26 protein-coding genes are annotated in these 25,988 nt (G+C 49.6%); 7 read left to right on the top strand and 19 right to left on the bottom strand.

Annotated features, from left to right (window positions below):
• Positions 1–216: 216 nt before the first annotated feature.
• The 5 genes from ACFRAM_RS17005 to ACFRAM_RS16985 form a co-directional block, all read right to left on the bottom strand.
• The gene (locus ACFRAM_RS17005) at positions 217–546 is read right to left on the bottom strand and encodes a hypothetical protein (RefSeq protein ID WP_379466848.1); all 330 of its coding nucleotides are present in this window, start codon (positions 544–546) and stop codon (positions 217–219) included.
• Between the two features lie 164 nt (positions 547–710).
• Positions 711–1,721, bottom strand: a complete 1,011-nt coding sequence (locus ACFRAM_RS17000) for a Gfo/Idh/MocA family protein (protein ID WP_379466847.1) — start codon at positions 1,719–1,721, stop codon at positions 711–713.
• A gap of 29 nt (positions 1,722–1,750) precedes the next feature.
• A complete protein-coding gene (locus tag ACFRAM_RS16995) occupies positions 1,751–2,839 on the bottom strand; it encodes a Gfo/Idh/MocA family protein (RefSeq protein ID WP_379466846.1) in 1,089 nt (362 codons plus the stop codon).
• On the bottom strand, positions 2,836–3,612 hold the full coding sequence (locus ACFRAM_RS16990; RefSeq protein ID WP_379466845.1) for a sugar phosphate isomerase/epimerase family protein: 777 nt from the start codon (positions 3,610–3,612) through the stop codon (positions 2,836–2,838). Before ACFRAM_RS16990 ends, ACFRAM_RS16995 begins: the two co-directional genes overlap by 4 nt.
• A 29-nt stretch (positions 3,613–3,641) precedes the next feature.
• Complete coding sequence (locus ACFRAM_RS16985) at positions 3,642–4,808, bottom strand: Gfo/Idh/MocA family protein (protein ID WP_379466844.1); 1,167 nt, start codon at positions 4,806–4,808, stop codon at positions 3,642–3,644.
• Between the two features lie 161 nt (positions 4,809–4,969).
• Here ACFRAM_RS16985 and ACFRAM_RS16980 point away from each other — a divergent pair, with 161 nt between their 5' ends.
• Both ACFRAM_RS16980 and ACFRAM_RS16975 read left to right on the top strand, forming a co-directional pair.
• Complete coding sequence (locus ACFRAM_RS16980) at positions 4,970–5,800, top strand: AraC family transcriptional regulator (RefSeq protein ID WP_312876321.1); 831 nt, start codon at positions 4,970–4,972, stop codon at positions 5,798–5,800.
• Between the two features lie 36 nt (positions 5,801–5,836).
• Complete coding sequence (locus tag ACFRAM_RS16975) at positions 5,837–6,691, top strand: SDR family oxidoreductase (RefSeq protein WP_379466843.1); 855 nt, start codon at positions 5,837–5,839, stop codon at positions 6,689–6,691.
• A gap of 247 nt (positions 6,692–6,938) precedes the next feature.
• On the opposite strand, the gene ACFRAM_RS16970 is transcribed toward ACFRAM_RS16975, so the two are convergent.
• Positions 6,939–7,832 (bottom strand): hypothetical protein, encoded by an 894-nt coding sequence (locus ACFRAM_RS16970; protein WP_379466842.1) that lies wholly within the window; start codon positions 7,830–7,832, stop codon positions 6,939–6,941.
• 831 nt (positions 7,833–8,663) lie between these two features.
• On the opposite strand from ACFRAM_RS16970, the gene fabZ reads away from it, so the two are divergent.
• Positions 8,664–9,092 carry a 3-hydroxyacyl-ACP dehydratase FabZ gene (gene fabZ / locus ACFRAM_RS16965; RefSeq protein WP_379466841.1) on the top strand — a complete coding sequence of 143 codons (429 nt, stop codon included), beginning with the start codon at positions 8,664–8,666 and terminating at the stop codon, positions 9,090–9,092.
• 210 nt (positions 9,093–9,302) lie between these two features.
• Here fabZ and ACFRAM_RS16960 read toward each other — a convergent pair whose 3' ends face one another.
• The 5 genes from ACFRAM_RS16960 to ACFRAM_RS16940 form a co-directional block, all read right to left on the bottom strand.
• A complete protein-coding gene (locus tag ACFRAM_RS16960) occupies positions 9,303–9,941 on the bottom strand; it encodes a hypothetical protein (RefSeq protein WP_379466840.1) in 639 nt (212 codons plus the stop codon).
• 11 nt (positions 9,942–9,952) lie between these two features.
• On the bottom strand, positions 9,953–11,713 hold the full coding sequence (locus tag ACFRAM_RS16955; protein ID WP_379466839.1) for a sensor histidine kinase: 1,761 nt from the start codon (positions 11,711–11,713) through the stop codon (positions 9,953–9,955).
• Positions 11,710–12,390, bottom strand: coding sequence for a response regulator transcription factor (locus ACFRAM_RS16950; RefSeq protein ID WP_379466838.1), 681 nt, complete (start codon positions 12,388–12,390; stop codon positions 11,710–11,712). Before ACFRAM_RS16950 ends, ACFRAM_RS16955 begins: the two co-directional genes overlap by 4 nt.
• Positions 12,391–12,469: 79 nt before the next feature.
• Entirely contained in the window at positions 12,470–13,291 is an 822-nt protein-coding gene (locus ACFRAM_RS16945) for a hypothetical protein (protein ID WP_379466837.1), read from the bottom strand.
• 95 nt (positions 13,292–13,386) lie between these two features.
• On the bottom strand, positions 13,387–14,454 hold the full coding sequence (locus tag ACFRAM_RS16940) for a YeiH family protein (protein ID WP_379466989.1): 1,068 nt from the start codon (positions 14,452–14,454) through the stop codon (positions 13,387–13,389).
• A gap of 206 nt (positions 14,455–14,660) precedes the next feature.
• Between ACFRAM_RS16940 and ACFRAM_RS16935 the strand changes: the two genes are divergently transcribed.
• Positions 14,661–15,554, top strand: coding sequence for a LysR family transcriptional regulator (locus ACFRAM_RS16935; RefSeq protein ID WP_379466836.1), 894 nt, complete (start codon positions 14,661–14,663; stop codon positions 15,552–15,554).
• A 3-nt stretch (positions 15,555–15,557) separates the two neighbouring features.
• Here ACFRAM_RS16935 and ACFRAM_RS16930 read toward each other — a convergent pair whose 3' ends face one another.
• The 7 genes from ACFRAM_RS16930 to ACFRAM_RS16900 form a co-directional block, all read right to left on the bottom strand.
• Positions 15,558–16,238, bottom strand: coding sequence for an ABC transporter ATP-binding protein (locus ACFRAM_RS16930; protein WP_379466835.1), 681 nt, complete (start codon positions 16,236–16,238; stop codon positions 15,558–15,560).
• Positions 16,235–17,362 (bottom strand): ABC transporter permease, encoded by a 1,128-nt coding sequence (locus ACFRAM_RS16925; protein WP_379466834.1) that lies wholly within the window; start codon positions 17,360–17,362, stop codon positions 16,235–16,237. Before ACFRAM_RS16925 ends, ACFRAM_RS16930 begins: the two co-directional genes overlap by 4 nt.
• Positions 17,363–17,448: 86 nt before the next feature.
• Complete coding sequence (locus ACFRAM_RS16920) at positions 17,449–18,825, bottom strand: sensor histidine kinase (protein ID WP_379466833.1); 1,377 nt, start codon at positions 18,823–18,825, stop codon at positions 17,449–17,451.
• The gene (locus tag ACFRAM_RS16915; protein ID WP_379466832.1) at positions 18,822–19,499 is read right to left on the bottom strand and encodes a response regulator transcription factor; all 678 of its coding nucleotides are present in this window, start codon (positions 19,497–19,499) and stop codon (positions 18,822–18,824) included. The genes ACFRAM_RS16920 and ACFRAM_RS16915 overlap by 4 nt, the downstream gene beginning before the upstream one ends.
• A gap of 103 nt (positions 19,500–19,602) precedes the next feature.
• A complete protein-coding gene (locus tag ACFRAM_RS16910) occupies positions 19,603–20,424 on the bottom strand; it encodes an SDR family oxidoreductase (protein WP_379466831.1) in 822 nt (273 codons plus the stop codon).
• A gap of 78 nt (positions 20,425–20,502) precedes the next feature.
• Entirely contained in the window at positions 20,503–20,949 is a 447-nt protein-coding gene (locus tag ACFRAM_RS16905) for a MarR family winged helix-turn-helix transcriptional regulator (RefSeq protein ID WP_379466830.1), read from the bottom strand.
• Positions 20,950–21,147: 198 nt separating this feature from the next.
• The gene (locus ACFRAM_RS16900; RefSeq protein ID WP_379466829.1) at positions 21,148–22,341 is read right to left on the bottom strand and encodes a metallophosphoesterase; all 1,194 of its coding nucleotides are present in this window, start codon (positions 22,339–22,341) and stop codon (positions 21,148–21,150) included.
• Between the two features lie 232 nt (positions 22,342–22,573).
• On the opposite strand from ACFRAM_RS16900, the gene ACFRAM_RS16895 reads away from it, so the two are divergent.
• From ACFRAM_RS16895 to ACFRAM_RS16885, 3 genes are all read left to right on the top strand, one after another.
• The gene (locus tag ACFRAM_RS16895) at positions 22,574–23,800 is read left to right on the top strand and encodes an MFS transporter (RefSeq protein ID WP_379466828.1); all 1,227 of its coding nucleotides are present in this window, start codon (positions 22,574–22,576) and stop codon (positions 23,798–23,800) included.
• A 4-nt stretch (positions 23,801–23,804) separates the two neighbouring features.
• Positions 23,805–24,266 carry a heme-binding protein gene (locus ACFRAM_RS16890; RefSeq protein WP_379466827.1) on the top strand — a complete coding sequence of 154 codons (462 nt, stop codon included), beginning with the start codon at positions 23,805–23,807 and terminating at the stop codon, positions 24,264–24,266.
• A gap of 230 nt (positions 24,267–24,496) precedes the next feature.
• On the top strand, positions 24,497–25,174 hold the full coding sequence (locus ACFRAM_RS16885) for a DUF6273 domain-containing protein (protein ID WP_379466826.1): 678 nt from the start codon (positions 24,497–24,499) through the stop codon (positions 25,172–25,174).
• 30 nt (positions 25,175–25,204) lie between these two features.
• Here ACFRAM_RS16885 and ACFRAM_RS16880 read toward each other — a convergent pair whose 3' ends face one another.
• Positions 25,205–25,948 carry an IclR family transcriptional regulator gene (locus ACFRAM_RS16880; protein ID WP_379466825.1) on the bottom strand — a complete coding sequence of 248 codons (744 nt, stop codon included), beginning with the start codon at positions 25,946–25,948 and terminating at the stop codon, positions 25,205–25,207.
• Between the last annotated feature and the right edge of the window lie 40 nt (positions 25,949–25,988).

Here is a 25,988-nt window from a genome sequence, read left to right as displayed (position 1 = left end):
CTGAGGTCAATATGGATCAAGCTACATGCTGGATGGTTTACGTAGACTAGGAATCTGTCGGTTGAGTAGAAAGTGTCTCGATGTCGGTGGAGCCAAAGAAAAATAATCCAAACAATATAAAAAAAATAACCCACATCCCAAAATCCGGCCCAACAGTTTCGCTCATTACTTATTTGCTCCTTCACTTGTAATTAACTTGCAGTGTCTTGAACTCTTCTAGCCTTTTTGGCTCTTCTGCGTAAAGGCTTGAAGTACCTCGTCGATCGTCATATCGCCATTGTCGTTAAGAAACTTCACCATGTTGTCCACATTGGCGTTCTTAATCAGCGTTTTATATTTACCAGTCAGCCCGACAAGCAGTGTAGCTTGCTTGAATATAGTTACCGAATCTACATTCAGCTTCCCGGTTAAAAGTAAGGCTGCAACAATGATCTCCAAGTTCTTTCCACCATTAAGGAGTGCCTGAATGGAACGGTCCGCGCTTGCTCCATTCTTCGATCTGCTAGATGAAACCGTTGTTTTTTTGTTCCTTCCAGGGGAAGTCATAGCAATCCTCCCGCCTCTTTAATGAATGTGTAATGCTGATTCTCCATCTGTTATCTTATTCCTGTAGGGAGGTTTCGGTTACTGGGCTTATACAATGAAGCAGGCCGCGAAATATCGCGGCCTGCTTCATACGTGTCGATTTAATTATAAAATCATATATCCTTCTATGATCTGGCGTTAGATGAGCTGTAAATATCCTTCGCCAGCTTCATTGCCTTGAAGCCCTCTTCACCGTCAATCCAGAATTTACGATTCTCACGGATATGGCTATAGAAGTCCTCAATCAATCGAAAATGTCCAGTGCCCCAGTAGGATTTGGCTCCTGCGGATTTGGTGGCTGGTTCACATAAGAGTGTCTCCTGATCGTCCTTCCAGAGATACAGGCAATCTCTCCGCTGCAGGAGTGTTCCTTGCTCGAACACCACTTCCAGCTCTACTGGTGAATTGACCAGATAAGCGTTCGTTCCGTAGAAAAGCCCTCTGGCTTCATTACTGAAATCAATGCACGCATGTGCGGTGTCCTCAACCTCGATTACACCGTCCAGGACATCCGTCGTTACACTTCCCCGTACCGAGCGAATCTCTCCTCCGAACCATTGCAGAAGATCCAGCGTATGAATGGTCTGATTCATGAGGACTCCTCCGCCCTCAGTCGCCCAGTAGCCTCTCCAGTTGCTGGACTGATAATAGGCTTCGTCCCGGTGCCAAGTGACTACGCCTTTCAGGCAGAGTAACCGTCCCAGTTCGCCTGATTCGATCATTTGCTTGACGCGCACGGATGGGTCATTGTAGCGATTCTGGAACACTACGCCAAGCTGCCCTGTACTGTTGGCGGCAGCCTTAAGCAGGCGGTGAGCAGCATCAAGGCTATCTGCCAGCGGCTTTTCGGTCAGGACATGCTTGCCGGCATGTAGCAGTTCTACGGCCATGTCCGCATGTAAGTGGTGCGGAGTACATAAATGAACTACATCAATATCGTCTCTGGCGATGATGGTTCGATAATCAGTAGTGGACATACAGCCGTATTCCCGACCTGCCTGTTCGGCCTTCGAGGGATCACTGTCCACAACAGCAAGCAGCTCCACGCCTTGAAGCCCAGCCAGTGCCTGGGCATGCAGCGGGAAAATTGCACCACAGCCAATAATCGCTGCGCCAAGCTTTTTCGTATTTTGCATGGTTCGCTCGTCCTTCCGCGCTGCCAGCGCTAACGTAATTGGTCCGGCGTCAGATTGACTGCCTGAGCCTGGGCTGTGAGACACAGCTCTGCTGCCTTGAAGGCATGCTCCTGAGTCATGGCCAGCTCGGTCCGGTTCAGAACATCCAGGATCAGCTCACCGAAGAATGGAAAACCGACCTTGCCTGCGACATGCTCGTAATGCTCACCCTCCGCATCAGCCCAGAATACGTGATCCCCACTGTTCGAGCGGCCCAGATCGGTGTATTTGCGCAATTCAATATATCCTTCCGTCCCAAGGATCATCGTTCGCCCATCGCCCCAAGTACCGAGCCCCTCAGGGGTGAACCAGTCTACACGGAAATACTGGGTGGCACCATTATCGCCGACAAGCGTTGCATCACCGAAGTCTTCCAGCTCAGGGTAGTCGGCATGATTATAATTGGCCACTTTGCTATGCAGCACTTTGGCAGATTGGCAGCCGGCATAATACAGGAATTGTTCAATTTGATGGCTGCCGATGTCACAGAGAATCCCCCCATACTGCTGCCGTTTGAAGAACCAGTCCGGACGACTAGGCGCGTTAAGACGATGAGGTCCCATACCGATAACTTGAAGCACCCGTCCAATGCGACCATCACGGATCAGTTGCCCGGCATAGACTGCACTTTCCACATGCAGCCGTTCGCTGAAGTAGACCATGTACTTCTGCCGGGTCCGTTCCGCCTGAACCCGGGCAGCGGCCAGTTGATCCAGTGTTGTGAACGGTGTCTTATCTGTGAAGTAATCCTTGCCATGCGCCATGACCTTCAAGCCGAGCGCTGCACGCTCCGAGGGGATCGCAGCGGCAGCAACGAGATGAACTGCAGCATCTTCCAGAATTTCTTCCGCTGATCGGGCAGCCTTTACGCCTGGATAGGTATCCAAGAAGACCTTCACTTTAGCGGGATCAGGATCATACACCCATTTCAGCTGTGCTCCAGCTTCGATTAGACCGTTGCACATCCCGTAGATATGACCGTGATCCAGTGCTATTGCTGCAATCACGAATTCTCCCGTCTGCACCACCGGCTTAGCCTCGTGGCGAGGGGCATAATTCATCCCGTCCTTGCGATTCATTTGGCCCCTCCCTGAAGGTAGCTCTGCAAATACTTAAGACTGATGCTCACACTTTCGAATGGATCGCGACGGCATGCATCCTGCTCAACTACGTACCATTCCACACCCGTCTCACGGCAGGCTTCAATAATCCCTTTATAGTTCATGTTTCCTTCACCCAGTTCGGCAAAGGTCTGCCTTCTCTCCACAATGGCCATGTCCTTAAGGTGAACGACTCCCATCCGTCCTTTTACCTTGCGTGTCCATTCGATAGGATCGCCTCCACCCGCCTGCACCCAGTACAAGTCCAGTTCCAGTCCGAAGTCCGGAGCGGAATCATTCAGCAGAATCTCCATTCCCGTGACACCATCTACCCGTTCAAATTCAAAATCATGATTATGATAGATAAATTGCAGGCCATATTCTTCCTTTAGACGACGAGCAATCTCCGAAGCCTGCTGCGCAAACGTCCGGTAACCTTCCTGGCTGGTACGATAATGATCAGGCAGCCCGCCAAGACCGATATACTTACAGTCCCACAGCTGATGCTCGCGGGCCAGGGCGTCCAGATCATTTTCCAAGCGGTCCCAAGAAACATGAGTAGCACAGATTTTCAAACCTGCCTCGTCTGCGTATTCCTTAACTTTTGCCGGGTCAATCGGTCCGATCCCAGACACTTGGACAGCAGTATAACCGATCGCCGCCACCTTCTGAAAAGTTGTTCTGAGCTCATCTGGTGTTTGGGTAAAATCTCTTAAAGTGTACATCTGCAATGCGATATTGGAATGTTGCATAGGGAAATCATCTCCTGAATGTTAGTTGATTAGTGCGTTCCTTTGACATCGAGTGTCTTGTTCCCGGCTGCTGCTTTTTGAAAAGTAGAGCTTTCGATCTTCTCGGTCAGCTTCTTATGGAACAGCTCAGCATCGATCGGCAGATCCACCCAATTGTCGGTCCAAGAAGATAAATACATCGCATTCGAAAGTGTCAGGCCGCGAATACCTTCCTGTCCCGGAGCCAGTAGTGGCTCATCGTGCAGGATCGCACGGGTGAAATTCCGCAGAATACCATTATGCTGATCACCGCCGCCCGGCTCGACCGGAATCTCGCATTTCCAGCTTTCCGGCGCGCCGAAGCCCTCTTCGAATTCAGCATTAAATTTAGGCTCAGGGGTACGTAGCCGCCAAAAGGTCAGGCTGCCGTTCTCGACCACTATTTTCCCATTGTCACCTGTGATCTCGAAACGGTTCGTGCCCGGTGCTTCTCCTGTTGTCGTAATAAACAGGCCAGTCGCCCCGTTCTCATACTCAACATAAGCGGTTACATCATCTTCGACCTCAATGTTCCGGTACTTGCCGAAATGACAGAAGGCACGCACACGCTTCGGCATCATCCCGGTCGTCCATTGCCACAAATCGAGCTGATGCGGATCCTGATTCAGCAGCACACCGCCACCTTCCCCGCCCCAAGTCGCCCGCCAGCCGCCGGAGTTATAGTAACTCTGCGTTCTATACCAGTCCGTAATGATCCAGTTGGTGCGGCGGATCTCACCAAGCTCACCGGATTGGATGAGGTCTCTTAGCTTCTGGTAGAGCGGGTTCGTACGCTGGTTATACATAATTCCGAACTTCAGCTCGGGATGGGCCGCAGCCGTTTCATTCATTTCTTGCACAGCCTTGGTGTAGACGCCTGCCGGCTTCTCAATCAAGGTATGGTACCCAGCGTTCAGCGCCTCAATCGCCAGCGTCGGGTGGTCGTAATGCGGTGTGGCGATGAGTACAGCATCCACAGTCTTCGCTGCAAACAGCTCTGCGGGAGTGCTGTAATGCTTAACAGCTTCCGGCAAATGCTCCCCGGCCCACTCCAGACGTTCCGGGCTGATATCGCAGACTGCTGCCAGCTCCGCGCCTTTAATTTCACTTAATAGATTGATCGCATGAGCACGACCCATATTCCCTATTCCAATAATCCCATAACGTACGGTTGACATAATGGATCACTTCCCTGTTCATAAGTATGACTTGAGGATATACCGACAAACGGAAAGTGAACATGCCAGGAATTAAGATTCTTTTGTAAATAAATAAGATACATTAGATAAATCAACAATAATCGCTATAATGGATTTAGAACGCTTTCACAAGGAGCCTGATGATGAATACCCCTCCCAATCTTACAAGCGGTATGCTGGAGAATTTGAGTGTCAACGTATCCTATGCCCAGGTCAGCACCAAATATCCTGGATGGAACCGAACCAATGAGACCCCCTCCTTTGGCCGGTTCTATTACATAGACAAGGGTGAAGGTAAGGTCGTGCTTAACGGGATGACTTACTATCCGAAGCCAGGGCAGCTGATGATTATGCCGGCAGGTACCACACAGACCACAGACACTTCCCGTGAAAATCCTTATACCCGCTATTATTGTCATTTCGATGCCCGTATCGGGGAATGGCCGCTGTTCCATGCCGCAGGCAAGCTGTATATCAGCGATGCGCCGGACCGGGATGCTGTGCGGAAGATTTTTGCCGAGATGATCGCCAACTTCCACCGGAATGATTTTTTCTCCAAAATGCGTACACAGGCTTCGCTGATGAATCTCTTAGCCCTTTGCCTCGAATCTGGCGGGTATCAGGACTTCATGAAAGAATTTATCATGACCGGCGATCAGGGCAAGCTGGCGAGTGTCCTCAATTTCATTGACGAACGCCTGAACTGGCCGCTGGAGGTTGAAGATCTCGCCGAGATTGTGCATTTGCATCCGAATTACTTCATTCCCTATTTCAAAAAATTCGTGGGGGTCCCTCCCATGCAGTATGTCCAGCTCAAACGGATGGAGTATGCCAAGCGGCTCCTCTCCTATTCAGATTCCAGCATCTCCAGCGTCGCCGAGCAGGTCGGGATGGAGCTGGCGCACTTCTCCAAAAGCTTCAAGAAAAATACGGGAGTCTCTCCCTCCGCTTACCGGATCAGTACGAAATAATTTATAAATCCTATGAAATGACAAGGAGCGATTCTTATGAGCAATCTGGCAATACATCCTGCACTGGCAGGAAAAGTGGTGGTCATTACAGGCGGGGCGGGTGTCTTGTGTCGTGCGATGGCGCTTGAACTGGCTCGCCAGGGCGCGAAGGTGGCTATTCTTAATCGTACTTTGGAGAAAGGCGAGGCTTTGCAGGCCGAGATTGAAGGGGCAGGCGGGCAGGCTTATGCAATTGCCTGTGATGTAACGGACAAGAACAGCGTTGCAAAAGCCGCTAATGAAGTAGAACAGCGCTGGGGCCCTTGCGATCTGCTGATCAACGGTGCCGGTGGCAATGATGCTTCGGCCAATACAACGAAAGAAAGCTATGAGCCGGGGGATCTGGACAATCCCGACATTCATTCCTTCTTCGATCTCAGCGTTCCAGGCTTTAGGCAGGTACTTGATCTCAATCTGATCGGCACCCTGATTCCTACCCAGATTTTTGCCGCTCAGATGCTTGGACGACAAGGTGCGGCTGTCATCAATATCTCATCGATGAGCGCCGAATCCTCGTTGACCAAGATACCGGCTTATAGCGCCGCCAAGGCGGGCATCAACAATTTTACGAGCTGGCTGGCTGTTCATCTGGCTGACGCGGGTATTCGCGTGAACGCAATCGCCCCGGGCTTTTTCCTGACCAAACAGAATGAGAAACTGCTAATCCGGGAAGACGGGGAGCTGACAGAGCGTTCTCAGAAGATTATTGCCCATACCCCAATGCGCCGCTTCGGCCAACCGGAAGACCTTCTGGGCACACTACTCTGGCTCGCCGATGAAGAGACCTCGGGCTTTATTACGGGGATTACGGTTCCTGTCGACGGTGGATTTATGGCGTATTCGGGTGTCTAACCTCCTAAGGGAGTCTCATTAAGGAAAGGTAATTTTCAATAAAGGTGCCAGCTCATATGTTCATATCCCAGCAGTCCGGCATGTAGCTCGACAAGGGACAGGCGAAGTTCCGGATCTGCTGGGGGGTCTGCTGCTGGACCTGCTGGATATGCTGTTGAATCTGCTGTTGGATCTGCTGGAGCGTCCGTGAGCCGGCGGCTTTATAGAATTGTTCAAGCTGATAAGCAGGAGGAAATGGCTGGAATAATTAGTGGCTCAACCGCTGCAGCAGAATGACTGCCAGTTCCTCTGCTGTGTCCCAGAGCAATGGACGTATCTCGCTTGGCAAAATAGGCCTATGATCGTGATGAACACTCTTCATCGTCCAGAGAACAGGTATGTCCTGTCCAAGAGCATATCCTGCTCCAAAATAGACCTCTGGCGCATGAGTGGTCACATCCGCAATTAGCAGCTTGCTTGCCGCGATAGTGTCCAACGCATAACTTGCTTGACGGTCAGGGTCCGCAGCATTAAATACTTGAGGACTGTACCCGCATTGTTCAATTCGGGGCAGTACATGGGCTGACCACTCTTTGAGCAGCTCCTGATCGGCCGATAACAGCACACTGCAAGACTTAAGCTTTCTTCCCCCGGCCCTTGCAGCAGCTTCCGCCCAGCCTTTGTCAGTCAGCCTGAAACTCATCCCTTCGCGTACGAGCAGTTCGTCGCCAGCGAGTTTATCTATGATATAGACTAATTCCTGTAGATTCGGCGAGTAGGTTATATTATAGCTGTTGGCCAGCGGCTGAATAACCACCGCTTCACCTGCCACCTCTGAATGCCGGTACAGATACTGCAGGAAACGTGCACCCTTTTCCTCGATGGTGGCCGGAATATCCGGTGAGTTGGCGATGGACTCCAGTTCGCTCGCAGCGAGAACCACCTGATTTCCCCGGTCGAGCTGTTCCCGGATATATGCGGACAGAATGGGAAAAAGCTGCCGTTTGTCCTGATGGCTCAAGGCATTAACGATTTCATAGCTCCCACGAAGCAGTCGGTAGGAATCACCCGGAGCACAATGGCAGTCGATAAATTTATCATAATCCCCACTGGTTTCCAGTGGAACGATTTCATCACAGAATAAGCATTGCTTCTTCGCCATAACGTTATCAGCTCCTGTTAGAATTTGGGCGCAGGTATTCTCCAGGATAGGATTTGCATAATGTACTGTATTTATAAAACAAATTTTTTTTGAAAAAATCTCAGGTTATAAATAACATTCGCATAAACAACGCTTGCAAAACACCATTTTCCTAAATAGCCTCGTCCAAATAACTTCATCAAAACAAGCTCATCAAAACAAAGCTTAGCTGAATAACCCGTTCATAAGATTGCAGCTCACATGTTTAGCTAACGGACCATATCGCCCTTATTCAAGCAAATAGCTGCTTCTAGAAGATGTAATGGACTCAGGAGGCGTTATTTCCTTCTCACCAGCGGCTTTTGAACAGGATTTCTTCTCATAAGGTCTGTGGAGTCCGTTACAATCTGTAATCCCTGACTCTATAGCAAATAAAGGCTCTGGAGTCCGTTAGCATGGCGAAGATGAAGAACAAAGCACACAGTAAGTACGTGATTCAGAACTAATTTAGAGTTACTTTTAAAGTTACTTTTAGAGCTACATTTAGAGCTAAATCCTCTATCAAAATAGCTGACATAGACTGTTTGATAGCAACAGTTATTGCTCAGCACTTACAGGTAAGCCACTGCGGGGTTCACTGGTTCTTGCGATCGCTTCTAAAGCCAGATTTCCTGGTTGTAAAAAGATTCTTCAGAGTCCTCCGCCCCGCTGCAGTGTTTGCACTTTTACAGTTCCGTACAGTACTAAAGATAACGTCGTTTACGAGCTCAACAAACTGGCTGCCGATTTGGTTATGGTCAATTTTTCCAAATGACGTTAAAATGGTAATAAACTGATCAGAGGAGGCAAGTGATGCTTGATATTGAAGCTATAAAAAAGGTGATTCCTCATCGCTATCCATTTCTTTTGGTTGATAGAATCTTGGAAGTTGATGAAGGAAAGCGAGCTGTTGGGATTAAAAATGTGTCCATCAATGAACCATATTTTTCGGGTCATTTTCCCGAGTATCCCGTTATGCCTGGAGTCTTAATCGTAGAGGCCTTAGCACAAGTCGGTGGTTTCGTTATGTCGGATGGAGCAAGCAGTGATCAAACAATAGGCTTATTAACGGGTATTGATAATTGTCGTTTCAAACGGCAAGTGAAGCCAGGAGACCAGCTCCTTCTCGAATTCGATGTAACACGGATCAAAGGGAAGATTGTCAAAGGAAAAGGTGTCGCTAAGGTTAACGATGAGTTAGTTTGTGAAGCAGAAATTATGTTTGCATTCAGTTCGATTTAAGCTTTACACATAGCCAAAATTAAAATTCAGCTATATAGCCCACATAGGACAGACAAAATAGACTACATATAGCACAGACAAAAAGCCGCTTACGCGGCTTTCCTTCTAACCTTATATCTCTATACGTACCTCACTAACCTCATATCTCTATACTTATCACTATACTTATCTCTATACGTATCTCTATATACAGCTAAACAATCATACCCGTTACTTTAGCGTAATCGTCTTTTTCCACGTCAGTTTCTGGCCTTGATCGTTCTTGAAGGTGAACTTCACCTCTCCTTGCTCTCCCTTCATGCTATCCGGGTAAATGAAGCCCATAAACTGGCCGTCACCGCTAATGTAGAAGCCATCGCCTCCGCTCTGACCATGCTCCACAGCTTCTTGCAGTGTATTCACGATATCGTTCTTACCCGACTTCCACTCGATCTGCGACAATGCATACCCTTCAGGCCGCTGTTTGACGGCAAAATCAAAACTGTTCCCCTCGATGGGTTTAGGTGTCTGATCAATTACGATCAATATCTGTTGATCTGTCTGTGCGCCGTCGTTAGGCTCTGCATCTCCTGCCTTTGCGCCGCTGCCGTCAGGGGTTGACGCTTCGTCTGTCGGTACTGCCGTCGGTACTGCTGTAGGCGATTTTGTAGGCTCTTCTGTAGTTGCTCCGAAAGGCTGCTCTGTTGACACTGTTGTAGGTGCCAGCGTAGGCACAACCTGTGCCGTAGCACTTGGTGATGCGGAAGGCGTACCACCATTGGCTGCGGACTCCGGTTTTGCCCCGCAAGCACTAAGCAGCAGAGTTGCTGCAAGTACCGCGAGCACATTCATCGTTGCCATTTTGTTCATGTGATACATCCTCAACTTTCTTCCGTTATTATCATTGGCTCTGCTTGTTCCAGCGTAAAATAAAAGGCGACGCCCTGCTTCGTATTCTCGGCCCCGTACCGGCTTCCGTGCAGGTCCAGAATATTCTTCACAATGGCGAGGCCGAGCCCGGTTCCTCCGAACTTCCGGTCCCGGGAGCGCTCAGCCCGGTAGAACTGATCCCAGATCCGTTCCAGATCGTCCTCAGGGATAGACGGACCTTCATTGTCGATGCGGGTCATAATAATGCCGGGTGAATCCTGCTGAATCTCAATTCGGATTGTGCTATTCTCCTCGGCGTACCGGACGGCATTGCTCAACAGATTCAGGACAACCTGCTCCATTCGTCTAGGGTCTGCCTGCACGGCCCATTCTTCTGTCTCCAGGATGTCGATATGAAGATTTTTGCTTCCCAACTGATGATCAAACGATGAGGCCACATTTCGTACAAGACGCCCCAGATAAATCTCCTTGGGATGCAGGCGGACGGCTTTGGCCTCAAATTTGGACAGCTCCAGCATGTCCATAATCAATGCGTTCATCCGGTCCGTTTCGTTCACAATCAGATGGAGGTAACGCTCTCTTTTATCGGTGGCCACATCATCCTGCAGTCCTTCTGCGAAGCCTTTAACAATCCCCAGCGGGGTCTTGAGTTCATGGGAGATATTGGCGATCAATTCCTTGCGCAGCTGTTCAGAGCGCTCCTTCTTGGCCACTTCCTCCTGCAGCTCCTGGTTGGCTTCAGTGAGCTGCTTCAAGGTAGCGTCGAGGTTCTGAGATAACTTGTTCATACTCCGTGACAGATCGCCGAACTCGTCCTTCGAATTAATGGCCGGCTGCTGGCTAAAATCCAGCTCCGCCATGCGCGTAGCCGCCTTGCTGAGCTTCACTAGCGGAAACGAAACGATCCTGGAATAGATCAAGGATAGCAGCGTCACCAGAATCAGAATCACCGGAGCCAAATAAAGAAAATATTGTGTCAGGATGCTAACCGCTTCCCCGACGGGCTGAAGCGATGTCATCGCAAACACATAACGGCCCCCCTCTCCAGCTTCAGGAAGTGAAAGAACCACCACTGCGTACACAATGCCGCTCCATTTATCGGTCCACTCCATCTGAACGGGAAGCCCTTTTGTCAGACGGTCTCTGTCAGTGTCCATCTTGTTCATCCAATCGCCAAGCGCGTTCTGAATTAGTGTGTCTTGATAATAAGGGTTAAATGACCGGTCCTCCGGCAGTAACAAATCTGTGATTGTGCCCGTGACACGGGACAATCCTTCCTCAGGCTGAGCACCGGACGGCTGCAGCTTTGCAGGCTGCATAATGGTATCCTTTTCATCCATATACAGCCCGTCTACAACCAAGTGATCACCGATGTGAAGCCCGACAGGAATGTCATTCAGCATAGTTCCATCTGACGAGATGCGAATCGTAATGCTTTTGGCAGGTGACTTTATCCGAATATAATACGGCTCTACACTTATACGCTCAAACTGATGATTAAATATCGCGATACTGACATCATGCTGGTTCATAAAGTCACCAAGAAGATGCGCGGCTTGATCCCCGCCGGAATGCACTGCCGCATACTGCCGGCCAAACTCCTGCACATTCTGTTCCAGCTTACTGATCTTGGTCGTACGGTAAAAGCGCTCAAAGAACAGCCCTTCCACCAGCATGGCAATAGAAAAAACAATCACAATCATCACGGAGGTCACAACAAACAGCTTCAAAACTACCCCGTTCTTCTTCATGGCTCCAGCTCGAATTTATAGCCTGAACGGATGACCGTCCGTATTAAGGAGCCTCCTCTGCCCAGCTTGGCCCGCAGCTTTTTGATATGGGTATCCACGGCCCGGTGATCGCCAAAGTAATCCAAGCCCCACACCGCATTCAGAATATGATCCCGGGACAGGACGATACCATAATTTTTGATCATCACCAGCAGCAGATCGTATTCTTTGGGCGACAGGCTCAGCAGTTCACCGCTTACCGTTACCGTATGGGCTTTCTGATTCACCGACAACTCTCCGTAAATCAACGTGTCGCCTTCCCGGCCAATCGTCCCTTCTGTTCGCTTCATCAAAGCCGTGGCGCGGGCCACCAGTACCTTCGGGCTGAATGGCTTGGTCACATATTCATCCGCTCCAAGCTCAAAGCCCATCAGCTGATCATCATCCTCTGTTCTCGCCGTGATGATAATGATCGGGACATCCGATTTCTGGCGAATACGTCTGCACACCGACCAGCCATCCATTTCCGGCATCATAATATCGAGTACCACCAGATCAACCATCGACTGTGCAAAAATCTCCAGCGCCTGCCGTCCGTTCTCCGCTTCATAGACTTCCCATTGTTCCTTCTTGAAATAGTCCGTGATAAACTCCCGCATCAGCGCATCGTCTTCCACCAGCAAAATACTTCTCTTCATGTCGTACACACTCCACATCTACCAAAAATTCATTAGTCCATTTAACAGGAGACGTGAATGCCTGTCAAAAAAACTTGCTTTACCGATTAACTGCGATCACGCTGATCTTCTTATCAACTTGTCCAATCCATAGCTCACCGTCACCCACCATAACACCCTGCCAGTTCACGAATAGTTTGTCTTCTTTCTGAGCCAGTAACTTCTTCTTCACTTTGGCAGTCATGATGTCATTATATTTGGCGATAAACTCTTTCTTCGTTTTAATTTGCACACTTTTCCCTTTAGTGTTCACGCGCAGCGGATAGGATATGCTGTCGGCTACTGCTGCCTTGTTATTGGCGGCTACATCCTTTTGCAGCTTGTTAAAAAAGTGCGTAAATGCTACAGGATTATCTATACCCGCAACTTCATATGGATTCTCTATCACATTGACCGCGTACACAACCACACGATTATTGATTTTGCTGATCCACAGCTCCCCATCCCCGATCATAATGCCATTAGCATTGGAAAGGGCTTGATCCGGCTTTTGAGCCAGCAGCTTGGCGCGTACATTGGCGGTCATAATCCGGTCATATTTTATTACGAATTCTTCTTTGGTGTAGATCGGAAAGGTTTTGCTGCCCTTGTTCAGATTAAGCGGGTAGGACATCAGCTCGGCCACATCTTTGCTTTTGCCTTCAGAGACTGCTTTCTGTAGCTTCGCTAGGAAGATTGTGAATTCCTTAGGATCATCGAAACCTGCATTGTAATACGGATTGTTGACACTTTTCTGAGCTGCAGGAGCTGCTACTGTAGTGGAAACAGCTTTGGTGGAACCAGCCTTTTGATCGTCCCATACCGGCCCTGTCAACGCGGTTGTAGCTACTGTGAGTCCTAGCAGGAATGCGATTTTTTTCATTATTTATTACCTCCAGCGGTCATTTGATAAACCAAGTATAGTACCCGCATGTGTACAACAGGTGTACATGAAGTGTTATTTTAATAGGGTCTTACTCAATTCAGCCCAAAGGCATGAATAAGCAGGAAACCGAGGATGGACAGCAAGACGGACCCGATCAGCCCGGCGTAGAACGGCTTCTTGCCCAGGCGACGGAAGGTAGCGACATCCACACCCAGTCCGAGGCCCGCCATAGCCATCGCCAGAAGCATATAGGACAACACGAGAAGTGCCGATATCACTTCGCCTGGGATAATTCCCAGCGTGTTCACCCCACTCATGAGCAGGAAGCCAAAAATAAACCATGGCACCGGCAACTCACGCCACTTTATTTTATGATCTTGCCCTTGCTGTTTCTGTCCTTGCCGTTTCTGCCCTTGTTGTTCCTGCGATTGTTCCTCACGCGCTTGCCGCCCATCCCAAAGGCCAATCACCAAAGCAATCGGCACTAGCATCGCCACACGTGTCAGCTTCACAATCACAGCCATATCCAGCGCTCCCTGACCTCCCGGTGCCGCCGCTGCAATAACATGCGCCACCTCATGCAGCGTTGCCCCTGCGAATATCCCGTAGCCAGTCACGGTTAGGCCGAGCAGCGGGTACAGCAGTGTATAAGCAAGTGTGAAAATAGTGCCAAGAATGGCTACCGTAGCCGCGCCCACTGCCGTCTCTTCGTCCTTCGCCTTGATTTGCGGTGCAATGGCAACCACTGCCGCAGCGCCACAGATGGCCGTTCCGCATGCGGTCAGCAGCCCCAGCCGCTTGTCGACCTTGAGCCATTTCGCTAATCCATAGACAACCACAATCGTGAACACAATATTGATGGCGGCAATCGCCACCACTTTATAGCCCGCATGAGCGATATCCAGTACATTCAGCTTCAATCCAAGCAGTATGATACCGAATCTTAAGAGTCTTTTACTGGAAAAGGCTATTCCGGTCTGAGCCTGCACAGGTACACCCCTGACCGCCCTGTACAGAATACCTAACAGAATCGCAATGACCAATTGGCCCATAATACTCAAAAATGGCAAGTACGCCAGCAGCTTAGCTATGATAGATAGCAGTATCGTCAAGCCTATCCCCTGCAAAAATCCGCCGTTCTTCATGCCCCTTAAAGGCATTCGGTGTATAAGTCCCATCATCTTCGTTGCACTTCCTTAATGTGATAAATTATATTCTCACTATAGAAGGAGCGAAGCCGAAAGTGAAATACGACTTTGCGATGCTTATCATTATAAAAACTTATGATTGAAAGTCTATCCTGTGCTAAAATGGCTCTAACAAGCCCATATAGCCGCAGAAACTATTTTAAAAATGAGGGATTATAATGATCACTGATGCAATTCGTGTGTTTGTAACTGTTGCGGAGCAACGCCATTTCTCCAAAGCTGCAGAGCTGCTGAACCTGTCTCAGCCGGGCGTTAGTCTGCATATCAAAAATCTGGAGAATGAGCTTGGAGCCAAGCTGCTGCATCGTTCGCCGAAGCAGGTGTCCCTGACTGAAGCCGGGTCCATTCTCTATAGACATGCTAAGCGGATCTTGTCCCACTATGAGGAGGCGCGCCAGGAGATTCAACTGCTTCGGGATGAGGTGACCGGTGGTATTCTGATCGGGGCCAGCTTTACGATCGGTGAGTATATTTTGCCGGGGAAGCTTGCGGCATTCGCCGGACAGTATCCGCAGGTCAATATGCAGGTCACGATCGGCAATACACAGGAGATTATCGGGGCCATCCGGGGAAATCAGCTGGATATCGGTTTTGTTGAGGGGGAGGTCCAAGCCTCCGCTGACTTAGAGATTATCCCCTATATGAAGGATGAGATGATTGTCGTGGCCGCCTCCGGCCACCCGATGTCCCAATCCGTCGTTGTGGAGCAGGCCATGCTACAGAACCAGGTCTGGGTACTCCGCGAACTAGGTTCCGGCACGCGCGCCTTCAGTGATCATTTTATACAGGAGACGGGGATTGAAGCGAAGCGGTCCCATGTCTTCACCAGCAGCCAGGGCGTGAAGGAAGCCGTCGCCGCCGGGCTTGGGATCGCTCTTTTGTCGAGATGGGTGGTACGAAAAGAACTGGCTGCTGGTGAAATTACCGAACTCCGCATCCGGCAGCTGCAATTAGAACGAAATTTCTCGATCATCCGTCATAAGGAGCATTCCCGCTCCATGGCGGTGGATGTGTTCCTGCAAAAGCTGCTTTTTGGCAAAAAAGAAGGCTGAAGGCTAAACGCCTTCAACCAGTATACCTTCTTCCAAATGCAGCACACGGTCACACCATTCCAGCATTCGTTCGTCATGCGTGACCATTACCGCCGCTTTGCCTTCCCGTTTCACCTCGTCGGCGATCATGCTGACGACCTCTTTGCCTCGCTTAAAGTCGAGGCTTGCCGTCGGCTCATCCGCGAACAGAATCGCCGGCTTGTTCATCCACGCTCTGGCGATAGCGACCCGCTGCTTTTCCCCGCCGGAGAGTGCTTCCGGGTATTGATTCCGCCGTTCCCAGATCCCCAGGCGCTTCAGCAAGTAGTCCGCCCGCTGTTTGGACTCCTTCGTTCCAAGCTTCGCCAGCTTGGCTACGTATAGTAGCTGCTCCTCTACCTTCAGGTATGGGAGCAGCTGAGCGCTTTGGAACATAAAGCCGATTTTCTCCAGCCGTAGCTGGGTCAGCGCGCTTTTATCCTTGTCTTTTAACGATTCCCCGTCAATCAGAACTTCTCCGCTGGTTGGCGAGAGCAGCGCACCTGCTGTAGACAAAAAGGTACTTTTCCCGGAACCCGAGGGTCCTAGCACCGCTACAAATTCGCCCGCCTGAACTTCCAGGTTCAGGTTGTGCAGCACCGATATGGTCGCATCCCCGTCACCATAAGTTTTAGTCACTTGCTTCATTGTTAGTTTCGCACTCATGCGTAAGCCCTCCCTATCGCTTCCAATGCATCGACTTTCGCTACTCGTACCACTGATATGAGCGATCCGCACAAGGACATGCCTACAAATAATAAGCTGGTCCACAGAATCGTCATCGGTTCAAGCTGGAACGGCATCGAATCCGGCAGTGCCATGTTCATCCCAAAGGTCAGTGCCAGACTGACAACCAAGCTCGCAATGGACAGAATCATGACCTGACCTACAACACTCCAGGCAAGGTAAGACATCTTGGTGCCCATGGCTTTGAGGATACCGAACTGGCTTGTTTTCTGAATGGTAATGACATAGAAGAAGACGGCCAGCACGAAAGCGGCAATAACAAATAGGAAAACGATCATCATGAGCAGAGAACCTTGCTCCGCGGAATATCCCGGAATGCTCTCAATAGCCTGCTTCTGGGTAATGATCTCCACATGATCGAGCTTGCCATTAAGCTCGGCGGCCTGATCAGCGGTGATGTTCAGTGCAATAACATTAAAGGATGCCTCTTGCGGAGAGCCCCCTCCTTGGCTGGAACCTTGCTTCATCTCTTGCCATTCTTGTTGATTGATATAGACCACTGGGGTATGGCTATAGGAGTTATCCTTCACGAATCCGGCTACGGTAAAACTTTTGCCAGTTGCTTGATCACGGAGTGTACTCCCGATTGTGATGCCCGACTGCTCCAGCTTCTTATCTACGAGCACACTGCCTGTGGTGTCATTGGTGAGCTTATCCCCTTCAACCACTTTGGGTGCCAACATTCCGTTCATATCCACTGCAAAATAAGTAATGTCAGCCTTCACGTCATCGGCGTTACTAGTCCCTGCGGTAATCGTGCTCATTTGCACCGCAAGCGGGGTTGCATTAGCCTCTCCGCTGACTGCCCGAACCGCTTCAAGCTCTGTACCGCCCAGAACGGAACGTCTGAAGGTATGCTCCGCGTCGCTTTGAACCGCGAAATAATTCGCAGGCATATTCTCCACGGCGGAAATATTGGCATAAGCCAAGCCTCTTGCTAGTCCCGTAACAAACAAGACCAGAAATGAGACCAAGAGCATAATCACCATGATCAACGAATATCTGGCTTTGGAATGCCTCATCTCTCTCAGGGCTAAAAACATAGTACCACTCCTTCTACTCTGTATAGCTACAGTGTAGAAAGTGAAAATGAACGGAGTATGAATAAAGAATTACAAAAACCCACTATTTACAATAGTGGGAGGGTCACGGTGAAGATGGTCCCTTCACCTACACTGCTGGAGACCTCCACGGTTCCGGCATGTGCTTCAACAATCTTTTGCACAATGGCAAGTCCGAGGCCGCTGCTATGCGTCTCATGGGTACGCGCCCGGTCGACTTTATAGAAACGGTCGAAGATCATCGGCAATTCTTCTTCGGCGATGCCTTCGCCAGTATCTGTGACCGATACGATACAATTTCCTCCGGCTGTTTTGGAGGTTATGGCGATGGAACCGCCGACAGGCGTGTATTTTATAGCATTGGACACCAGGTTCATCCACACCTGATAGAGCAAATTAGAATCAGCCCGGATACTGATATCGACCAGATTCAGACGCACAGCGAGCTGCTTCTCCGTCAGTCTCCACTCCATAATCTGCACAACCTGACGCAGCTGTGCTTTGAGATCGAGATCTTTCTTGGTCAACGCCTCAGCATCATAATCCAGGGAAGACAACGTAAGTAATTGCTTGCTAAGCAGGGATAGACGGCGGCTTTCTCCATCAATGATGGTGAGATACTCCAGCCGCTGTTCTTCCGGCAGTGAGGTTTCTCTGAGCGCATGCGCAAACCCTTGAATAGACGTAAGCGGGGATTCAATCTCATGCGAGACATTAGCGACAAAATCCTGCCGTGCACGGTTCGTCCGTTCCAGCTCCCGGCTCATCACCATAAAATGAGAAGCCAGCTGACCGATCTCGTCCTTCCGCCACGTATTCAGCCTGATATCGTACCGGCCCTTGGAGATCCGCTTCGTGGCTGTAGTCAGCCGGGTGATCGGCCGGACAATATGAAATACACTGATCATCACAAAGCCCAGACTGATTAGTATCGTGAACCCGATAATCATCGCAAAAAAGATCCGCAGCTCTCCGAACTGAACCTGAGCATCCGGCCGTAGGAACAGCGCATATGTACCTTCCGCCGTCTGGATCGGCACGCCTATCGAATTCCGCAGCTGGTTATCAAAAAAACCGGTGATAAACGGCTTGCTTGGAAACTCGGCAATTCCGTGGTATACCTGTCCTCCCAGCACCGTGTCAATCTGCTCTTTCTCCAGATCCATGACCCGGAATGGCTCGCCATAGGTTCGCTCGTCGCCGTTCCCATTCGTTAGGTAGAGTCGATAACCAAGAGCTGCCGTGCTTTGCAGATAATCCTCCTGCGACTCCGGGTGCGTGGCAATAAACTGCTGGATTTGTACAGCCATCCCGGTCAGCTTGGCATCGTTCTCCGGCTTTACCTGCGACTGATAATAGAGATTAGAGATCAGGAAGCCGAGCAAACTGCTCACAATAATGACAGAGCAAAAAACAAGGCACATCCGAACATACAAGGACTTCATGCGTTGATCATCTCCACCTTGTAGCCGATGCCGCGCACCGTCCGGATTACAAAATCATCTTGATACCCGGCAAACCGCTGCCGCAGCCGCTTAATATGTACATCGACCGTCCGCTCATCCCCCTCGTACCCGGCTCCCCAGACCAGCTCAATCAGTTCAGAGCGAGAGAACAGCCGACCCGGATATTGAGCCAGCTGTGCCAGCAGCTCGAATTCCTTTACAGGAAGCAGCAGGACATCATCCCCATCGTTGATCTCATAATTTTTGCGGTCAATGACAAGGGAATTCAGGCGAATCTTATCGTTGGAAGCCACCGAATAACGCCGGAACAACGCCTTCATCCGAAAGATCAGCTCCTCCGGCTCAAAAGGCTTGGTCAAATAATCGTCAGTTCCCCGCAAGTACCCCTGCTCTTTGTCACTGAGCTGCTGCCGTGCCGTCAGGAGAATGACCGGGATATCGTACGTCTCACGGATATATTGGCACAGCTCCAGCCCATCAACATGGGGCATCATCACATCGACAATCGCCATGTCCACTGTGTGTTCTTTTAACACCGTAATCCCTTCCCGGCCATCCCCTGCCTCAAGCACCTGATACCCTTCTCTTGTCAGCACATGCTTCAATAAGGTGCGGATGTTCATATCATCATCGGTCACTAGAATCTTCTTCATTGCTTCTCACTCACTCTCTGCCATACCTGGACATCATATAATGCTCCCATAGTATCAACATTAGAGCGATTCAACAACTTTATCTAATCTGCAATACGTTCGCTCAGTCAGCTGTGGAACGGATGAAGGGAATTATGCTCTCTTTTAGAGAAAGCAACGGTCCTCCAACAAAACGCTCCAGATCCTGTGAAGTGGATGCGGTATCGAGTCTGGACAGAAACGGGTAGATCCAGTTCTGCACCCCTGCGTCCTGCTTATGAACCACTGGCTGACCGGCTATCTCCGACAGTACCACTGCCAGCTGATGGAAATCCCACGTCTCCGAGGCAGTCAATTCATAAATGGCATTCTTATGATCGGATGAAGCCAATATGCTGGCCGTTCCAAGGGCGAGATCGCGGCGTGTAACGGTGTTGAACACCCAGTCTCCCGGGGCGGTAATTAGTTCCCCACTGGCAAGTGCTTCATTCAATCCAAGTACACCGACAAAATCCGTATAAAGGGCATTGCGTAGAAAAGTATAATTTAGGCCGGAATCGAGAATCGCCTGCTCGGTGCGCAGATGCACATTATGCTGCGGATCGGCACCGGGTTTTGGAAAGGCAAAGCTTGTGTACAAGAAATGTTCTACCTTCGCTTTCTTAGCTGCCTCGATAACATGACTATGCTGAACATAGCGGATACCATCATCCGTATTTGAGCTGGAGATGAGCAGTAGCCTGGAAACCCCGGTGAAAGCTTCCTCAAGGGTCTCCGGCTGATCATAATCCACAATTCGGATCTGTACTCCAAGGGGCTGCAAATACTCTGCCTTCTGCGGGTCCCGGACACCTGCAATCAACTGTTCCGGGGGAATAATCTCTGCGAGTTTTTCGATAATTTTAGTGCCAAGCTGTCCGGTTGCTCCGGTAATAAGTATCGACATGAATAACGTCCTTTCCATCTCCTGAGTTTAGTTAAGTTATTAACTATATAATTAAAAAGAGTACGCTGATCCAATCAGCTACTCTCTGGTCAACTTCCGCAACAATCCCATCAGCTGATGGATTTCCTGCGGCTCCAGCTGCTGCATCCGCTCGCCCACCGCTTGCCGGTTCTCTGGTAAATGCTCCTCCAGCAACGCTTCACCTTTACCAGTCAAAGAAATCACCGTCTTCCTGCCATCGGCTGCATCACTGGCCCGGCTGATATAGCCGTCCTTTTCGATTGGGGTCAGCAGCAGGCTAATATTTGCCTTGGTAACGCCTATGATCGACGCCAGCTCGGAGGGCAGGATGCTACCACCCTGTTTGGCGATCTCTACCAGGATGCGAATTCTCGCTCCATTCAGGCCCTTGGATTGCCAGTATTTCTCGGAAACAGCCACCAGCTTAGCAGTCGTCTCCACCAGGGTAAAGAACGCCTCTGTAGGCAGCGGCTGGTTCAGTACATATTTCTGCAAATCATCCATAACTTCGTTTTCAGCTCCAATTAGTTAATAACTTAACTATATTCAAAATACACTACCACCTCAGACTTGTCAAAACTGAATTTTGTCTGCTCCTCCAACTATTACACAAAAAAGCCCCGAAGCCATAGCTTCAGGGCACACAATCATCGCTTCAATCATGACTCCAGATCATTTGATTTCGGTGATAGTTTTCGCTGGTTAAACCAGCACAGTCTTCGCAGTTACCGGCTCTTCACTGTATCTCGTTCTACCTTCCGGCAAAACCTCCAGCTTAATTAGCTCGGAACGGCTGGCCAAGCGGATTGGCGGCCCCCACGTTCCGTAGCCAGAAGAGACTACTACATGGAGGTTTTCTTTTTGCAGATATCCCCAATCAAGCTCAAATAATCGTTTGGTTATCCAGTGGTTGGGTGCGATCTGGCCGCGGTGCGTATGACCCGAGAGGAGAACGTCCACACCTGCCTGAGCTGCAGCTCCAAAGCCGGTCGGCTGGTGGTCCATCATGATGACAGGCTTGGAATGGTCAATTCCCTCAAGCAGCGCAGGTACGCTCAATCTGCCGCCGGCCTCCATCGTTTCCGCAGTTTTGTCCTTACGACCTACGATGTAAACACCGGCAGTCTCCACAACTTCGTCCTGTAGCACCCTGATCCCGATGCTCTTCATCACTTGAGTATATTCCTCGATGGAGCCACCGTAGTATTCATGGTTACCCAGCACAGCATATACGCCATAACGGGCTTTAAGCAGTTTTAACTGGTCGCTCATCTTATTACGAACGAACGGCTCGATGCTATCATCCAGCACATCCCCAGCCAGCAGGACAATATCCGGCTGCATGTGATTGATCTCTGCCACCATTTTTTTCAGATGACGATTGCCGACGATGTTCCCCAAATGCAGGTCAGATGCTACGGCAACGGTCAGCGGCTTCCGGGTTCCACGCGATTTGGCGATGGGCAGCGAATGATTCCGCACAACCGTACTCCAAGCATTTCTGGAACCCCAAATCAGGAACAGAGCCAATAGCACCAACAGCACCCCGCCAGCATCAGTGACAAAGGAATCAGGCACCTTACCGCTCCAGTAGAGCAGCAGGTAAACCAAATCTGTCAAAGGCAGCAGGAGAATAGCAAATTCCATACAAGCCAAGTAGTATGAGCCTACGACCTTAAACAGTCTTCCAGCTGGTTTAAGCACCTGCGGCCATGGAATCATTCCGATGACGTATGCCAGCGCTACAACTGTAAAGAGACTCCAGAACAAGGCCGGAGACGATCCTGGCAGCCATTCCTGTACCAACAACCACAGGTGATAGCCGATGTAATAATTCACTAGAACCAACCCAAGCAGCATCAATACTCCCGAGGCTATTCTTTGCAAAGTCTTCATTATGTTTCTCCCCTTCACCGCGTTCTTCTGTATCTAACTCAAATCATAACACAAACCGTTAACACAGTATAAAATCCACGCAGGGAATCGTCAAAGACCGCAGATTTATTCGTGCTGTAATGGTCCTCGCTCGTTTCTATTTTTGAAACTTTTACGCATTTTTTGAGGGTTGTTTTTAACTTCCGTTATTATAAAGACAGCTTTTACTGCAAGACTTCTCCGGAGAAGGAACTTGAGCAACAGAGCTTCAAGAGAGGAAGTGACTTCATCCCTAATGTCAGCCAAGATTTATATCGCTCTACTCTCCCTTGCCATCAGCGCGTTTGCTATCGGAACAACGGAGTTTGTCCTGGTAGGGCTGCTGCAAACGGTAGCAGATGATCTTTCCATCAGTATCACACGAGCAGGAACACTTATTTCCGGCTATGCCGTCGCAATTGCCGTAGGAACTCCGCTCATCGCGACTTTTTCAGGGCGTTTTCCCAAAAAGCAGCTTCTTCTCCTTTTGATGACCATATTTACCTTAGGCAACTTGCTGGCAGCATTCTCGCATTCGTATGGTCTGCTAATGTTGTCACGGGTCATTACAGCCATCGCCCACGGTGTGTATTTTGCAGTAGCAGCTACCGTTGCTGTGGACATGGTTCCCGCCAGTCATAAAGGTACCGCTGTCTCGATCATGTTCACCGGACTAACCGTAGCCACCATTGCCGGCGTTCCCATGGGAACGTATATCGGCCAGCATTTCGGCTGGCGGGCTACCTTTGGCGTTGTAGCCGCACTTGGCTTCATAGCTTTGGTCTCCAATGGTCTGGCGATCGGTAAGGTTAATCAGGATTCGAGCAAGCTTCGCTTAAGCGATATCAGAAAGCTGGTCTTTAACAACCGCATCCTGCTGGCTTTACTGATGACCATACTCGGCTTCGGGGGAACGTTTACCTTATTCACCTACCTTACGCCTATTCTGGAAAATATCAGCGGCTATTCTCCCGGCTCTATTACGCTTCTGCTGCTAGTCTATGGAGTTGCTGTTGCGATAGGCAACCTAGTCGGCGGAAAACTCGCCAATGCGCACCCTGTAAAATCGCTGCGGCTTGTGTTTTTGTGCCAAAGCATTGTATTACTGCTGCAAATCGTACTGCTGCCGAGCAAGCAACTGACCATTCTGGGGCTCATCTTAATGGGCTTCTTCGCCTTCATGATGTCTCCGGGAGTACAGGCCTACATCCTGACACTCGCTGAAAAGTTCGCCCCGTCAGCTAAAAATCTGGCATCAGCACTGAATATTTCCGCCTTTAATATCGGCATTGCGGCTGGCTCTACCATAGGAGGCTATGCCGTGGACCATCTGGGTTACTTGGACACTGCTTGGCTTGGATCCATCATGGTGTGCGGAGCTATGCTTTTGGCCATGCTGAACTATCGTCTAGACAGACAACAACAACTTTTTGAGGAGTGAAATTATGATGAATCTTCAATTGCTGGAACAACTGGAGAACCAACTCCAATTAGATCATTTTACTAACGAGGATGCCCTGGAGCTCGGATTTACCATTATCAACTATGCCAAAGAACAAGGCACCTCAATTGCCGTTCATATTGAGCGGAACCGCGTCCCATTGTTCACCCATCTGATGGAAGGCACCTCTGATGAGAATTACCACTGGCTCTTCCGTAAAAAGCGGGTAACCGACCACTACAACCGTAGCTCCGCTTACATTGCCGAACGTTTCGCCCAGAGTGGAACTACGCATACAGAGAGCTCTCTTCTATCACCCGCTGAATATCAGGCGGTAGGCGGCACCTTTCCGCTTCGCATCAAAAACGTAGGTGTAATAGGCTCCGTTACAGTAGCCGGACTAACAGGTCAACTTGACCATGATTATGCGGTAGAGGGTCTTAAGCGATTTATAGATAGTAATTAATTCAGGGGAAACGTCGGGAAAATGCGGCTGCACAATGCCAAGCCAATTTCCAGGACGTTTCCTGTTTTTTTACTTGTCGGTTTTAATGACATCTTAAACAAGAACATTCAAGAACAGTGAGAAGCTTTTTATGATTACTATTGCGCTAAATCAAGGATTTGACGGCTTCATCTTTAGCACTTGCATGAATGTTGTACAATTGAACTAGACACGATAAGGAGTGAATCTGATTGGAAAATAACAGTCTTGCCTTCACACAGAACCGTAGCGCAGCGCCCGGCGACATCATAACTTTTGGCACTTACCCGCAAACTGTACACGGCGCGGACAAAACGCCGATCAAGTGGCGGGTGCTGCAAAATTCAGGTGGAGAGCTGTTCGTTTTGAGCCAGTACATTTTGGACTGCAAACGATATCATCATGAAAATGTCGATATTACTTGGCGTGACTCTGATCTGCGAAGGTGGCTGAACGAAGAGTTTTATCATGCCGCGTTCAATGATGCTGAGATGAAGTTCATCAAGCCAACACTTTGCGCTGACAACGGGGACGGAAGTTCAGATACGGAGGACAAGGTATTTCTGCTCAGCGTTGCAGAAGTGAAAGAGCTGACCTATAAACTTGACGAAGACTCTTTAGGTGTCAGACGTCGTGCAGTAGGAACGGAATTGTCCAGAATACAAAAGAACGATGGATGCCGCTTGTATGTGTATGATAAAACAATCATAGCTGACTATATCCTCGAGAATGATGAAGCGCTTGGCTGCTCATGGTGGTGGCTGAGAACTCAACTCGGTATTTCTTCCCGCGCGTATTTTGTTGGTCCTCGAAGCAGTATCCGCAGTTATGGTCGTGTCAACTTAGCTTGTTACGGCGTGCGCCCCGCTATTAAGATTAATCTTCTATGATAAAAAGCGGGGCCATCCCGGCCGGCATTGTTATTCATTCTCCAGCAGTTTCGATATCTGCATGCTGCATTCCAGCAATTGTCTGCTCAGCGCCCGGTCTTTCTTTTTGGTCATCCGCGCAGAAGGACCTGAGATGGCAACAGCAGCTATAGCAGTCTCTTTATAAAAAACAGGAGCCGCAATACAGCGGAGGCCGATTTCCGTCTCTTCGTCATCAATGGCATACCCTTGCTGGCGAATCACTTTAAGATGCTCTCTCAGCAAGTGGAAATCGTCAAAGGTATTTGGGGTATTTTTGTGCTGGATAACGTTCTTCAGTATAGCTTCCAGCTTGCGTTCATCCAGATGAGCAAGAATGGCTTTGCCGAAGGCGCTCAGATGTGCGTAAGCCTGGTCGCCCACCTTGGAATGAATCCGCATCGTATGTGTTCCTTCTATCACTTGGGTTGTCACGGCATGGATACCGTTAAGAATCCCAATGTACAGGGTCTCACCGACCTCACGGCTCAAATGATACAACGGCGGGACAGCCACCCACTCCAGTCTAGGGGAAGGGTGACTCACGGCTCCGCCTATTTTCTCCGTCACACTATAAGCAAAATCCGTCTTTTTCACATAGCCTGCAAGCTCCAGGGTATACAGCAAGCGATATACGGTAGATTTATTCAGATTAACGATCTGGATGATCTCGCTTAGTTTCATAGACTCTGTCTGCTGCAGCGTATCCAGGATCAGAAGCCCTTTTTTTAAAGTGGCCGATTCATATTGCTTCAAGTTACTCACCTCTTGTCTGTGGTGTAGCCATAATAAATCA

This window comes from Paenibacillus sp. NPDC056722 (genome assembly GCF_042790635.1).
In the GTDB taxonomy this organism is placed as follows: Bacteria; Bacillota; Bacilli; order Paenibacillales; family Paenibacillaceae; genus Paenibacillus_AQ; species Paenibacillus_AQ agri.
Note: the sequence above shows the minus strand (reverse complement) of the source record. Positions and strands in the feature narration are given on the sequence as shown.

Excerpts from the sequence above, each read along its gene's own strand:
- ACFRAM_RS16915 (WP_379466832.1), bottom strand. The coding sequence starts at position 19,499 with ATGAAGAAGATTCTAGTGACCGATGATGATATGAACATCCGCACCTTA.
- ACFRAM_RS16980 (WP_312876321.1), top strand. The coding sequence starts at position 4,970 with ATGATGAATACCCCTCCCAATCTTACAAGCGGTATGCTGGAGAATTTG.
- ACFRAM_RS16970 (WP_379466842.1), bottom strand. The coding sequence starts at position 7,832 with ATGGCGAAGAAGCAATGCTTATTCTGTGATGAAATCGTTCCACTGGAA.
- fabZ (WP_379466841.1), top strand. The coding sequence starts at position 8,664 with ATGCTTGATATTGAAGCTATAAAAAAGGTGATTCCTCATCGCTATCCA.
- ACFRAM_RS16910 (WP_379466831.1), bottom strand. The coding sequence starts at position 20,424 with ATGTCGATACTTATTACCGGAGCAACCGGACAGCTTGGCACTAAAATT.
- ACFRAM_RS16890 (WP_379466827.1), top strand. The coding sequence starts at position 23,805 with ATGATGAATCTTCAATTGCTGGAACAACTGGAGAACCAACTCCAATTA.
- ACFRAM_RS16955 (WP_379466839.1), bottom strand. The coding sequence starts at position 11,713 with ATGAAGAAGAACGGGGTAGTTTTGAAGCTGTTTGTTGTGACCTCCGTG.
- ACFRAM_RS16935 (WP_379466836.1), top strand. The coding sequence starts at position 14,661 with ATGATCACTGATGCAATTCGTGTGTTTGTAACTGTTGCGGAGCAACGC.
- ACFRAM_RS17005 (WP_379466848.1), bottom strand. The coding sequence starts at position 546 with ATGACTTCCCCTGGAAGGAACAAAAAAACAACGGTTTCATCTAGCAGA.
- ACFRAM_RS16930 (WP_379466835.1), bottom strand. The coding sequence starts at position 16,238 with ATGAGTGCGAAACTAACAATGAAGCAAGTGACTAAAACTTATGGTGAC.
- ACFRAM_RS16975 (WP_379466843.1), top strand. The coding sequence starts at position 5,837 with ATGAGCAATCTGGCAATACATCCTGCACTGGCAGGAAAAGTGGTGGTC.
- ACFRAM_RS17000 (WP_379466847.1), bottom strand. The coding sequence starts at position 1,721 with ATGCAAAATACGAAAAAGCTTGGCGCAGCGATTATTGGCTGTGGTGCA.
- ACFRAM_RS16905 (WP_379466830.1), bottom strand. The coding sequence starts at position 20,949 with ATGGATGATTTGCAGAAATATGTACTGAACCAGCCGCTGCCTACAGAG.
- ACFRAM_RS16940 (WP_379466989.1), bottom strand. The coding sequence starts at position 14,454 with ATGCCTTTAAGGGGCATGAAGAACGGCGGATTTTTGCAGGGGATAGGC.
- ACFRAM_RS16945 (WP_379466837.1), bottom strand. The coding sequence starts at position 13,291 with ATGAAAAAAATCGCATTCCTGCTAGGACTCACAGTAGCTACAACCGCG.
- ACFRAM_RS16900 (WP_379466829.1), bottom strand. The coding sequence starts at position 22,341 with ATGAAGACTTTGCAAAGAATAGCCTCGGGAGTATTGATGCTGCTTGGG.
- ACFRAM_RS16985 (WP_379466844.1), bottom strand. The coding sequence starts at position 4,808 with ATGTCAACCGTACGTTATGGGATTATTGGAATAGGGAATATGGGTCGT.
- ACFRAM_RS16950 (WP_379466838.1), bottom strand. The coding sequence starts at position 12,390 with ATGAAGAGAAGTATTTTGCTGGTGGAAGACGATGCGCTGATGCGGGAG.
- ACFRAM_RS16960 (WP_379466840.1), bottom strand. The coding sequence starts at position 9,941 with ATGAACAAAATGGCAACGATGAATGTGCTCGCGGTACTTGCAGCAACT.
- ACFRAM_RS16920 (WP_379466833.1), bottom strand. The coding sequence starts at position 18,825 with ATGAAGTCCTTGTATGTTCGGATGTGCCTTGTTTTTTGCTCTGTCATT.
- ACFRAM_RS16925 (WP_379466834.1), bottom strand. The coding sequence starts at position 17,362 with ATGTTTTTAGCCCTGAGAGAGATGAGGCATTCCAAAGCCAGATATTCG.
- ACFRAM_RS16995 (WP_379466846.1), bottom strand. The coding sequence starts at position 2,839 with ATGAATCGCAAGGACGGGATGAATTATGCCCCTCGCCACGAGGCTAAG.
- ACFRAM_RS16990 (WP_379466845.1), bottom strand. The coding sequence starts at position 3,612 with ATGCAACATTCCAATATCGCATTGCAGATGTACACTTTAAGAGATTTT.